The 11,794-nt window shown below is 48.2% G+C and carries 15 protein-coding genes and 1 tRNA gene; 10 read left to right on the top strand and 6 right to left on the bottom strand.

The window, feature by feature from the left end:
- Positions 1-124: 124 nt before the first annotated feature.
- Positions 125-212, bottom strand: a tRNA-Ser gene (locus ACLJTG_RS00005).
- A gap of 235 nt (positions 213-447) precedes the next feature.
- On the opposite strand from ACLJTG_RS00005, the gene ghrA reads away from it, so the two are divergent.
- The 4 genes from ghrA to ACLJTG_RS00025 all read left to right on the top strand — a co-directional run bounded on the left by ghrA (position 448) and on the right by ACLJTG_RS00025 (position 3,369).
- Positions 448-1,386, top strand: a complete 939-nt coding sequence (gene ghrA / locus ACLJTG_RS00010) for a glyoxylate/hydroxypyruvate reductase GhrA (RefSeq protein WP_000402551.1) — start codon at positions 448-450, stop codon at positions 1,384-1,386.
- An 84-nt stretch (positions 1,387-1,470) separates the two neighbouring features.
- Entirely contained in the window at positions 1,471-2,208 is a 738-nt protein-coding gene (locus ACLJTG_RS00015) for a phosphatase (protein ID WP_000283643.1), read from the top strand.
- 23 nt (positions 2,209-2,231) lie between these two features.
- Positions 2,232-2,786 (top strand): molecular chaperone, encoded by a 555-nt coding sequence (locus tag ACLJTG_RS00020; RefSeq protein WP_001001883.1) that lies wholly within the window; start codon positions 2,232-2,234, stop codon positions 2,784-2,786.
- A gap of 100 nt (positions 2,787-2,886) precedes the next feature.
- A complete protein-coding gene (locus tag ACLJTG_RS00025) occupies positions 2,887-3,369 on the top strand; it encodes a DUF1097 domain-containing protein (protein WP_001670718.1) in 483 nt (160 codons plus the stop codon).
- 38 nt (positions 3,370-3,407) lie between these two features.
- Here ACLJTG_RS00025 and csgG read toward each other — a convergent pair whose 3' ends face one another.
- From csgG to csgD, 4 genes are read right to left on the bottom strand one after another with little or no spacing between them, the layout of a single operon-like run.
- Positions 3,408-4,241, bottom strand: a complete 834-nt coding sequence (gene csgG / locus ACLJTG_RS00030; protein ID WP_001137620.1) for a curli production assembly/transport protein CsgG — start codon at positions 4,239-4,241, stop codon at positions 3,408-3,410.
- A gap of 26 nt (positions 4,242-4,267) precedes the next feature.
- Positions 4,268-4,684, bottom strand: coding sequence for a curli production assembly/transport protein CsgF (gene csgF / locus ACLJTG_RS00035; protein ID WP_001264073.1), 417 nt, complete (start codon positions 4,682-4,684; stop codon positions 4,268-4,270).
- Positions 4,685-4,710: 26 nt separating this feature from the next.
- Positions 4,711-5,106 (bottom strand): curli production assembly/transport protein CsgE, encoded by a 396-nt coding sequence (gene csgE / locus ACLJTG_RS00040; protein WP_000833307.1) that lies wholly within the window; start codon positions 5,104-5,106, stop codon positions 4,711-4,713.
- Between the two features lie 4 nt (positions 5,107-5,110).
- A complete protein-coding gene (csgD, locus tag ACLJTG_RS00045; protein WP_000481519.1) occupies positions 5,111-5,761 on the bottom strand; it encodes a biofilm master transcriptional regulator CsgD in 651 nt (216 codons plus the stop codon).
- Between the two features lie 754 nt (positions 5,762-6,515).
- Between csgD and csgB the strand changes: the two genes are divergently transcribed.
- The 6 genes from csgB to ACLJTG_RS00075 all read left to right on the top strand — a co-directional run bounded on the left by csgB (position 6,516) and on the right by ACLJTG_RS00075 (position 10,355).
- The gene (csgB, locus tag ACLJTG_RS00050; RefSeq protein WP_000791655.1) at positions 6,516-6,971 is read left to right on the top strand and encodes a curli minor subunit CsgB; all 456 of its coding nucleotides are present in this window, start codon (positions 6,516-6,518) and stop codon (positions 6,969-6,971) included.
- Positions 6,972-7,012: 41 nt separating this feature from the next.
- Positions 7,013-7,468, top strand: a complete 456-nt coding sequence (gene csgA / locus ACLJTG_RS00055) for a curli major subunit CsgA (protein WP_000771416.1) — start codon at positions 7,013-7,015, stop codon at positions 7,466-7,468.
- 61 nt (positions 7,469-7,529) lie between these two features.
- A complete protein-coding gene (gene csgC, locus ACLJTG_RS00060; protein WP_000557256.1) occupies positions 7,530-7,856 on the top strand; it encodes a curli assembly chaperone CsgC in 327 nt (108 codons plus the stop codon).
- A 130-nt stretch (positions 7,857-7,986) separates the two neighbouring features.
- Positions 7,987-8,307: a type 1 fimbrial protein gene (locus ACLJTG_RS00065; protein ID WP_198898109.1), complete on the top strand. Its 321-nt coding sequence runs from the start codon at positions 7,987-7,989 to the stop codon at positions 8,305-8,307.
- An 85-nt stretch (positions 8,308-8,392) separates the two neighbouring features.
- The gene (gene ymdB, locus ACLJTG_RS00070; protein ID WP_000203941.1) at positions 8,393-8,932 is read left to right on the top strand and encodes an O-acetyl-ADP-ribose deacetylase; all 540 of its coding nucleotides are present in this window, start codon (positions 8,393-8,395) and stop codon (positions 8,930-8,932) included.
- On the top strand, positions 8,868-10,355 hold the full coding sequence (locus ACLJTG_RS00075) for a phospholipase D family protein (RefSeq protein WP_000976323.1): 1,488 nt from the start codon (positions 8,868-8,870) through the stop codon (positions 10,353-10,355). The genes ymdB and ACLJTG_RS00075 overlap by 65 nt, the downstream gene beginning before the upstream one ends.
- 16 nt (positions 10,356-10,371) lie before the next feature.
- Here ACLJTG_RS00075 and mdoC read toward each other — a convergent pair whose 3' ends face one another.
- Positions 10,372-11,526 carry a glucans biosynthesis protein MdoC gene (gene mdoC, locus ACLJTG_RS00080; protein WP_000100055.1) on the bottom strand — a complete coding sequence of 385 codons (1,155 nt, stop codon included), beginning with the start codon at positions 11,524-11,526 and terminating at the stop codon, positions 10,372-10,374.
- Between the last annotated feature and the right edge of the window lie 268 nt (positions 11,527-11,794).

The raw sequence follows: 11,794 nt of genomic DNA on the forward strand, positions 1-11,794 counted from the left end.
GGTGCGTTTGAACTCAGTCATCATCACGTTCTCCGGATTTAAGTCTGGAACGTGTCAACGCTATTCAGGACGGGTCATTATGTAAAAAAAAGCCCGTACATTCGTACGAGCTCTTTCTTAAATATGGCGGTGAGGGGGGGATTCGAACCCCCGATACGTTGCCGTATACACACTTTCCAGGCGTGCTCCTTCAGCCACTCGGACACCTCACCAAATTGTCGCTCCAGCATTACTGGAACGGGCGCTAATGTAGGGAAATATCTTTTCTACGTCAATCAACTTTTTTAAAAAAAAGCGCGTTTATACAAACTTCCACCAATCTGTGGTTTTAATAAGCGAAAACTGCTTTTTTTGCCCGCGCCGGGAAATTTGCTATGCTGCACATCCCGTTGAAAACGCTGATAACAGGCGCAATCACATTCCGCACAATACTGCTCAGGAGATAACATGGAGATAATTTTTTATCACCCGACATTTAACGCCGCCTGGTGGGTAAATGCGCTGGAGAAGGCTCTCCCACATGCGCGCGTTCGTGAATGGAAGGTCGGTGATAACAACCCCGCAGACTATGCGCTTGTATGGCAGCCCCCGGTTGAAATGCTGGCCGGAAGACGCTTAAAAGCCGTCTTTGCGCTGGGCGCGGGGGTGGATGCAATTCTGAGTAAATTAAATGCGCATCCGGAAATGCTGGACGCCTCCATTCCTCTATTCCGTCTGGAAGATACCGGAATGGGCCTGCAAATGCAGGAGTATGCCGTCAGCCAGGTATTACACTGGTTCCGTCGTTTCGATGATTATCAGGCGCTGAAAAATCAGGCGCTATGGAAACCGTTGCCGGAATATACCCGCGAAGAGTTTAGCGTCGGTATCATGGGCGCAGGGGTACTGGGCGCAAAAGTGGCAGAAAGTCTACAGGCGTGGGGGTTCCCGTTACGTTGCTGGAGTCGTAGCCGCAAATCCTGGCCTGGCGTGGAAAGTTATGTTGGGCGTGAAGAGCTGCACGCTTTCCTGAACCAGACGCGGGTGCTGATTAATCTGCTGCCGAATACGGCCCAAACGGTAGGAATTATTAATAGCGAATTGTTGGATCAATTGCCGGATGGCGCTTACGTGTTGAATCTCGCGCGCGGCGTGCATGTTCAGGAGGCGGATCTGCTGGCTGCGCTTGATAGCGGTAAGCTAAAAGGCGCGATGTTGGATGTCTTTAGCCAGGAACCGTTACCGCAGGAAAGTCCATTATGGCGCCATCCGCGAGTCGCCATGACGCCGCACATTGCGGCAGTCACCCGTCCAGCGGAAGCCATCGATTATATTAGCCGCACCATTACCCAGCTGGAGAAGGGAGAGCCGGTGACGGGGCAGGTGGATCGGGCGAGAGGATATTGACATCAACCCGGCGCGGGCCGGGTTTCGCTAAAAAACGCTGGCGATACCTGCTATCCTTGTCGGAAATGACTACAGGAGAGAGCAATGTATCCCGTTGACCTGCATATGCATACCGTCGCCAGCACTCATGCCTACAGTACTCTGAGCGATTATATCGCGGAAGCCAAACGCAAAGGTATTAAACTTTTTGCGATTACCGATCATGGTCCGGACATGGAAGATGCGCCGCATCACTGGCATTTTATTAACATGCGCATCTGGCCGCGTCTGGTTGACGGCGTGGGGATACTGCGTGGCATTGAGGCGAATATCAAGAACATTAACGGTGAAATTGATTGTTCCGGAAAGATGTTCGACTCGCTGGATCTGATTATCGCAGGCTTCCATGAGCCCGTTTTTGCGCCACATGATAAAGAAACCAATACCCAGGCGATGATCGCGACCATCGCCAGCGGCAAGGTGCATATAATTAGTCACCCCGGAAATCCAAAGTATCCAGTGGAGGTTAAAGCCATCGCGCAGGCGGCGGCGAAACACCATGTAGCGCTGGAAATCAACAACTCTTCTTTTCTGCATTCGCGTAAAGGAAGCGAAGATAATTGCCGCGCGGTCGCTGCCGCCGTACGCGATGCGGGAGGCTGGGTAGCGTTAGGCTCTGATTCCCATACGGCCTTTACGCTTGGCGATTTCACCGAATGCCGGAAAATTCTGGATGCGGTGAATTTTCCGGAAGATCGAATCCTGAACGTCTCGCCGCAGCGCTTACTGGCCTTTCTCGAATCACGCGGTATGGCGCCTGTACCGGAATTTGCCGAACTTTAATCGTTATTTATGGGAAGATATCAATGAATGAGTTTTCAATCCTGTGCCGTGTGCTGGGATCGTTGTTTTACCGCCAACCGCAAGATCCTTTACTGGTTCCGCTGTTTACGTTAATCCGTGAAGGTAAACTGGCGGCAAACTGGCCGCTGGAGCAGGATGACATGCTGGCGCGTTTACAGAAAAGCTGCGATATCACGCAGATTTCCACTGATTACAATGCGTTATTTGTTGGGGAAGAGTGCGCGGTAGCGCCATACCGCAGTGCGTGGGTCGAAGGCGCGGAAGAGTCTGAGGTGCGCGCTTTTTTAACGTCGCGAGGGATGCCGCTGGCCGATACGCCTGCCGATCACATTGGCACTTTATTGCTCGCGGCCTCCTGGCTGGAAGATCAGTCTGCCGAAGATGAAAGTGAAGCGCTGGAAACCTTATTTGCCGATTATCTGCTTCCCTGGTGCAATACCTTCCTCGGTAAAGTTGAAGCCCATGCCGTTACGCCATTCTGGCGCACTCTGGCGCCGCTAACGCGTGATGCGATAGGGGCCATGTGGGATGAACTTCAGGAAGAAGATGAAGAATAATGTGATGTAAATCACCATTAACTGCAACGAGTTTTACATCATTGCATAAAATGTGTGCGCGATCTCATTAATGTGCCGCTTTTCTGTTATGATGCGCGCCATGAACATACTTCTTTCTATTGCTATCACGACGGGCATCCTTTCTGGAATATGGGGATGGGTGGCCGTCTCCCTGGGGTTACTAAGCTGGGCCGGTTTTTTAGGCTGTACGGCTTATTTCGCCTGTCCGAAGGGCGGCTTTAAGGGATTGTTGATTTCCGCCTGTACGCTGTTAAGCGGTATGGTGTGGGCGCTGGTCATTATTCACGGTAGCGCGCTGGCGCCGCATCTGGAAATTGTCAGTTACGTGTTGACGGGGATCGTGGCATTCCTGATGTGTATCCAGGCAAAGCAGCTATTGCTTTCTTTTGTTCCGGGAACATTTATCGGCGCCTGCGCGACATTTGCAGGGCAGGGTGACTGGCGGTTGGTATTACCGTCGCTGGCGCTGGGGCTAATCTTTGGCTATGCCATGAAAAATAGTGGGCTATGGCTGGCATCACGCCGCGAGCAACATTCAGCGAATACGGCGGTCACAAAATAAAAAAGCGTGGGGTTCTTCCCCACGCTTTGTCGTATTGATCAGGATTCTGGCGGTACTGACAGCTCACGGTATTTCACCAGAATATCATTTTGCCTGTCCGCTTTATTCTGCAAATCCCACAGTCCGCGATCGATACCATCATTAATGAGGAAGATAACGCCGGTTTCAATGGCTGACATCAGACACAGCATCACCGGTTCGTTCGAGGTATAGCCGATTTCGCCTTCCAGTAAGCGCTGGTAATCAATAAAACGGAACACGCCTGCCTGTACTTCATAGGAAAGGATCGTTTTACTGGTGTTCACCGAAGAAAGGATCTCGCCCGTACTGACGTTAACCACGCGCAGGTTGACAGCAATCTGATCCAGCTGATACTGCGTATCGGCGCCAATACCGAAATATCTTGCGCCGACCCCGCCGGATTTGACGTTACTTTCATAACCAATAATAGAACCTTCCACCATAATATTTGCCGCCGTCAGCGACTGAAGCGGGATACGGTTATTCATCGCCACGGTGCCGTTTTCCTGGGCTGCGCGAATAATTTTCCGTTCATTCAAAAGATTCTGTAAGCCTTGTCGTTCCAGCGGGATAAACCAGCGCGAATCTTTCAGCGCGGTGACCAACATAGCGGTGGCGCTCTGCGGCACAGCCGTAGAAAAGTTACTTGCCGGGTAAGGTTTAAATTGGCCCGTTTCATCCTGAATGTTATATACCGAAACAAAGATCTTACCGGTGGGAGCAGGTAAGTGCGTCAAATCTTTGTAACTTTGTGCGCGGGGCATTAATGTCGGTTTCGCAGCTTGTTTCGGCGGGGCAGTTAAGCATCCACTCAACAATAAAACGGCAACCAAAATAAGTAAGCGCGGCATGATTTATATCCTTTAGTGACTGTAGCTTAAAAATCGGTTGACTGAGTTTGTAAACCTGACACTTCGATGGTCGAGGTTCTTCCCGTTTTTCTGTCCGTGACGTTGAGCTGGAGCTGTCCGTCGCGATTAGCGATATCGATAATAAAATCGTTGGTCACCATACGTCCTGGTTTCCCGGTATTAATATTGGTCAACAAGCCGCCCAGAATTTGCGATTGAATAGCCTGCGTAAAGTTATCCAACGCTGAGGGGGTTTCGATACCAAAATCGTTATCATAAGCGGGGTCTTTATATGAATTTTGCGCCTGGGCGCTATTCAATAAAAAGGAACCGTTATTGGGGTTTCCACCAAAGTTAGGATTACGGAACTGGAACGTCATATTTCCAGCCCAGGTTAATGGCGAAAAAAGCATGAGCAGCACTACTGCATGTTTAACACGCATGACAGCCTCCGGATAAAAATCATGTTTTAGAATTCATCACGCGCTAAATCACTCGTACTTAATAGCGTTTGATCTATTTGTCGGCGATTTAATGCTTCCTCTGTTTGCGCTAATGCGAAGACGACGGTTTTCTCGAAGTCTCTTTTCATTGGAAATAAAAAGGTCTGGAAAATAACGTCCTGATTTACCGTTATGGTGATCCAGCTTCCCCAACGCGCACTGGGTCTTTCATTAATGGTCAGATTGCCGGTGTATTCGCTTTCCCATTTGTCGCTGAATGCACGATAGAATTCATGTCCTATCGAAGAGACGGTATGGTCGGTTAACAATCCGGGAACCTCGACTTCAACTTCATTGGCATGCAGGTTTCCGGTAGCGAACAGTAACTCTGCTGCTACAATCCAGGTCAGATAGCGTTTCATGGCCTTACCGCCTGAGATTATCGTTTGCCCATGAAACTGCCTGGGTGCGATTTTTGACAGCTATCTTTTTGAAAAGATTATAAAGATGTGTCTTAACCGTATTCTCGCTGATAAATAGCGACCTCGCGATTTCATTATTAGAGGCACCAATACGTAACTTATTGAGGATCTCTTTTTCGCGATGAGTGAGTAATGCGGACTCGGTGCTGTTGTAGCGGTAATTTCCTGAGTGCGTAATCAGGTAACTGGCTAATTTTTGTGAAAAATAGCATTCGCCACGCAGAATACCCTGTAATCCGCTGACCACGTGTTCCTGGTCTTCAGTGGCGTAAAACACGCCGTTAATATGAGGCCAGTTTTCAATTTCACGGTAGGGATAATCGTCAGGGGTATTTAACAATAATGTTTTTATATTATTGTTTTTGCGGCTTAAATTATCCTGCCAATAGTGGATAAGCTTCTTATCCGCTTCCATCATATCCATTAAAACAATGCAACTGGCTGAGATATCTTCCAGAGAACGTTGAATATTATGCAGTTTTCCGGTTATGGCCAGCGATTGCTTTAAATGTTGCAATAATGCCGTAGCTTGCAGAGATGGCTTTGTGATCAACAATAGTGTGTGACCATGACTACTATGGACTTCATTAAACATGATGAAACTCCACTTTTTTTAATCGCACATCTGACAGCTGCCCCCATAAAATAAAGGCACCAGAAGTACTGACAGATGTTGCACTGCTGTGGGTTGAAATAGCCCATTATCCAGAAAGAGAAAAATATTTACGAAAATACTTTTAACTGTTTTCAATCTAGCCATTACAAATCTTAAAGCAAGTGTTAAACTTGTAACAATATGTAAAAATATATATTAAAATGTTGTTTTTGGTTTTTTTTGAAGTTTAGATTTGATAGTAAAGTTGTACATTTCGCTGTTATTGCATAGATTTAAAAAATCATACAAATTATAATAATTCATTGATTTTTAATCATTTTAATTATTATATGTTATGTTTTGATTTTATTTTTTCTTAAAATTTGAGACGTGGCATTAACCTGGACAGCACAAAGACAAAAAAAACGAAGTGTGTCACGTCTTGTGCGTATTGCCCCACATGGGAAGCATAAGAACATCCCCATGGCGGCATAACACACACCAACACTTCATTTTTTAGGTGCGCGATACACTATCTTCTGTGGCCAAAAATCAATTATAAAAAATCACATGGCTATCGTTTTATTAGCACTTTGGTATGAGCTTAAATAACAAAATACCACGCGTGGGTGAGTTATTAAAAATGTTTCCACGGACATACTCTTCATCGTAACGACGCGTTAACAAAAAACGCATGTCGCTAACAAGGTAATAGATAATTTTCGCTATGTACGACCAGGTCCAGGGTGACAGCATGAAAAACAAATTGTTATTTATGATGTTGACAATACTGGGTGCGCCTGGGATTGCAACCGCGACAAATTATGATCTGGCTCGTTCAGAGTATAATTTTGCGGTAAATGAATTAAGCAAGTCTTCATTTAATCAGGCGGCCATTATTGGTCAAGTCGGCACGGATAATAGTGCCAGAGTACGCCAGGAAGGATCAAAACTATTGTCCGTTATTTCACAAGAAGGAGGAAATAATCGGGCGAAAGTCGACCAGGCAGGGAATTATAACTTTGCGTATATTGAGCAAACGGGCAATGCCAACGATGCCAGTATATCGCAAAGCGCTTACGGTAATAGTGCGGCTATTATCCAGAAAGGTTCTGGAAATAAGGCCAATATTACCCAGTACGGTACGCAGAAAACAGCAGTTGTAGTGCAGAAACAGTCGCATATGGCTATTCGCGTCACCCAACGCTAATACCGTTACGACTTTTAAATCAATCCGATGGGGGTTTTACCATGAAACTTTTAAAAGTGGCAGCATTCGCAGCAATCGTAGTTTCTGGCAGTGCTCTGGCTGGCGTCGTTCCACAATGGGGCGGCGGCGGTAATCATAACGGCGGCGGCAATAGTTCCGGCCCGGATTCCACGTTGAGCATTTATCAGTACGGTTCCGCTAACGCTGCGCTTGCTCTGCAAAGCGATGCCCGTAAATCTGAAACGACCATTACCCAGAGCGGTTATGGTAACGGCGCCGATGTAGGCCAGGGTGCGGATAACAGTACTATTGAACTGACTCAGAATGGTTTCAGAAACAATGCCACCATCGACCAGTGGAACGCTAAAAACTCCGATATTACTGTCGGTCAATACGGCGGTAATAACGCCGCGCTGGTTAATCAGACCGCATCTGATTCCAGCGTAATGGTGCGTCAGGTTGGTTTTGGCAACAACGCCACGGCTAACCAGTATTAATTTAGCGTCTGCGCTAATAAAAAAACAGGGCATAAGCCCTGTTTTTTTTCGGGAGGAAATTATGCATACTTTATTGCTCCTTGCCGCACTTTCAAATCAGATTACGTTTACCACGACTCAGCAAGGCGATATTTACACGGTGATCCCTCAGGTCACATTAAACGAACCCTGCGTCTGTCAGGTGCAAATTCTCTCTGTGCGCGACGGCGTCGGGGGACAAAGCCATACACAGCAAAAACAAACGCTATCTTTACCTGCTAATCAACCGATTGAGTTGTCTCGTCTTAGTGTAAATATATCTTCAGAGGACTCGGTTAAAATTATTGTTACTGTTTCGGACGGACAATCACTGCATTTATCACAACAATGGCCGCCTTCTGCACAGTAGTTTTTGATGGTGGCGGAAATGGATTGGCTGACCTGGGTATAAAGAGGCGATAAAAGCGTCTCATCGTCTCGGCATGTCGCTATAAGGTAACGCCGAACCCTCGAGGATGACTAATCATTGAGGAGTTAACATGTCCGTAATCAAGAAAAATATCCCTGCCGTAGGCCTGTGTATCTGCGCTTTTTTTATCCATTCTGCGGTAGGGCAACAAACGGTACAGGGCGGCGTTATCCATTTTCGCGGCGCGATTGTTGAGCCACTGTGCGATATTTCTACTCACGCCGAAAATATTGATTTAACCTGCCTGCGCGAAGGTAAAAAGCAAATGCACCGGATTGACCTTCGGCAGGCATCTGGATTACCGCAGGATATTCAGTCCATTGCGACGGTACGGCTGCATTATCTCGATGCGCAAAAAAGCCTGGCGGTGATGAATATTGAGTACCGTTAACGGCGGTGTCATAGATATAAAAAGAGCGACTCTGTTGAAAGCCCTGCTGTACACTTTGCAGATAAGGTGAGACAAAGGGGGGGTTATGACATCACGTCTTCAGGTCATACAGGGTGATATCACTCAACTTAGCGTCGATGCGATTGTGAATGCCGCTAACGCATCATTAATGGGCGGCGGTGGCGTAGACGGCGCGATTCATCGCGCGGCGGGGCCGGCATTGCTGGACGCCTGTAAACTCATCCGCCAGCAACAGGGCGAATGTCAGACGGGACATGCGGTTATCACGCCTGCCGGCAAGCTTTCGGCAAAGGCGGTTATTCACACAGTGGGGCCCGTCTGGCGAGGCGGCGAACACCAGGAAGCTGAGCTACTCGAAGAGGCATACCGGAATTGTTTGCTGCTTGCCGAGGCGAATCACTTTCGTTCCATCGCTTTTCCGGCAATCAGTACCGGCGTTTATGGCTATCCACGCGCCCAGGCCGCTGAGATCGCCGTCAGGACGGTTTCAGATTTTATTACCCGTTACGCTCTGCCTGAACAGGTATACTTTGTCTGTTATGATGAAGAAACTGCCCGGCTTTACGCAAGATTACTTACTCAGCAAGGCGACGACCCTGCCTGATAAAACACGCCTGGAGCGTGCCGTTGAACCGCTATGCGCGCGCCATCCCGGAGAGTGCGGCATTCTCGCGCTGGATAACAGTCTGGACGCTTTTGCCGCCCGCTACCGCCTGACCGAAATGGCGGCGCGGACGCTGGATGTGCAGTATTATATTTGGGAAGACGATATGTCCGGGCGACTGCTCTTTTCGGTACTGCTGTCGGCGGCGAAGCGCGGCGTTCATGTTCGTCTGCTGCTGGATGATAACAATACGCCTGGTCTGGATGATACGTTGCGCTTGCTGGATAGCCATCCTAATATCGAAGTTCGTCTGTTTAATCCTTTCTCTTTTCGTACGCTACGCGCGCTGGGATATTTGACGGATTTTGCGCGGCTGAATCGGCGGATGCACAATAAAAGTTACACTGCCGACGGCGTAGTGACGCTGGTCGGTGGGCGCAACATCGGCGATGCCTATTTCGGCGCTGGCGAGGAGCCGCTATTTTCCGATCTGGACGTGATGGCCATTGGCCCGGTGGTCAATGATGTCGCCAATGATTTTGAACGTTACTGGCGCTGTAGTTCAGTGTCGACATTGCAGCAAGTATTATCCCTTTCTGAGCAGGAACTGACGCAGCGTATCGAACTTCCCGAATCCTGGTATAACGATGAGATCACCCGCCGTTATCTGCATAAGCTGGAAACCAGCCAGTTTATGGCGGATCTCGATCGCGGAACGTTGCCGCTGATTTGGGCAAAAACACGCTTGCTTAGCGATGACCCTTCTAAAGGCGAGGGGAAGGCGCAGCGCCATTCGCTTCTTCCGCAGCGATTATTTGACGTGATGGGGTCGCCGACGGAGCGTATCGACATTATTTCCGCTTACTTTGTTCCTACGCGCGCAGGCGTGGCGCAGTTGCTTAATCTGGTCAGGAAAGGCGTGAAGATCGCCATCTTAACTAACTCTCTGGCGGCCAACGATGTGGCGGTCGTTCACGCAGGGTACGCGCGCTGGCGCAAGAAATTACTGCGCTATGGCGTGGAGCTCTACGAACTGAAACCGACCCGCGAACATGAAACCGCCGTACATGATCGCGGACTCACCGGGAACTCAGGTTCCAGCTTACATGCTAAAACGTTCAGTATTGATGGTAGTAAGGTGTTTATCGGGTCGCTTAATTTTGATCCCCGTTCAACGCTTTTAAATACCGAAATGGGCTTTGTCATTGAAAGTGAAACGCTGGCGACGCTTATCCATAAGCGTTTTACACAGAGCCAACGCGATGCGGCCTGGCAACTGCGGCTGGATCGCTGGGGACGAATTAACTGGATCGATCGTCAGCAAGAAGAGGAAAAGGTGTTAAAGAAAGAACCCGCTACGCGTTTCTGGCAACGAGTTCTGGTACGGTTGGCGGCAATTTTACCTGTGGAATGGTTGCTGTGAACCCACGCGCGGAAAACTACCCGATCGTGGCGCGACTTTCTCGTTTTACCGGCGGTTTACCTGAAAAGAGAAATTTCAGGAGCGGGATGCGTAAATGAATTTCATACAGAATTAACGCAATACCCATAACAAATATCAGCCCGCACAAGAACCCGATCAGGTTGGAGGAGATATGCGGCGTAATATACGCGCCAAAGAAAAGCGTTAAGGGATGATGCACCAGATAGATAAACAGCGAAGCATTCACGAAATAGGTGACACGCGCGGACTGAAAGTTTAACAAGCGATGCCCCAGTGAAAATACCACGTTCACCATCCATAGCCCCATTACCATCGTAATCACGGATTCGGTTTCGTACATCCAGGCGTCGCCGCTCCCATAACGTTGATTCAGCAGATACGCGATAAAAGCAACGGCAGCGCCTAAAGTGCATCCGCGTGAGGGCGTGGTGAAGCGCGCTTTCAGATCGGGGTGAATGAAGGCCAACGCGCCGAGAATAAAAAACGGCACATAAAATAGCGTTTGCATCACAATAAAATTGAACATGCCGTCACTGAGGATTGCCGGATATACGATGAATATAATGCGCCTGATAGCAGCGTAAGCCACCCCCAGCAGGAAAAAAATAAGAGAAAGTTTGGCCAGCGAAATAGCGGCGGGACGAGGCTTGCTTGTTTCCTGCCTTTTTTGGAACCAGGTAAAAATCCCGATGCTGACGGTGGTTAATATCACCAGCACCAGTAAAAACCACAGATGTGAAATGAGTTCCCACGCTAACGTATTATATTTTTCATAGGCAGAGAGTGTAGGCCAGTTCTCTGTTTTCTCTTTGACATATTGCAACAGGATAAATTGCGGCAAGGTAAGCAAAGGGATTGCGGTAAGCATGGGAATACCCACACGTTCTACCCGTACTTTCCACCAGTGTTTTAATGGATAACGTAAAAATAACATGTACGAAAAATAACCAGAAATAACAAAAAACACCTGCATACGAAAAGCGTGGATAAAATCGTTAAACAGGGTTAGCCACCACGATGGCGCGGCGCTATTGACATGCCAACTGTGAGTGGAATAGATCAACGAGATATGAAAGGGAATCCCTAACAACATCAGCCATGCGCGGATAGAGTCAAGAAAATATTCACGCGGCGCGGGTACAGAGCTCATATAAGGTCACGTATTCTCAGATTTTTCACCTTATCCATAAGGCGAATTATAGTTACATTCGGTAGCAACCCTACACCAACTCCGACAACCTGTCTCCAGGATAAGCACGCAAAGTGAAAACAGGCGCGGGAGGTGCTTAATCCATGAGCCAGCGCGCTGAACAAAGCCTGGATTCAGTTGTCGTAATGCCTGATTATCCATTAAAATGGATCGGATCGATATAAGCACACAAAGGGGGAAGTGCTTACTTATTATGAAACATAAACGA

The sequence above is a fragment of the Salmonella sp. SAL00672 genome, from assembly GCF_046552175.1.
Classification (GTDB): Bacteria; Pseudomonadota; Gammaproteobacteria; order Enterobacterales; family Enterobacteriaceae; genus Salmonella; species Salmonella enterica.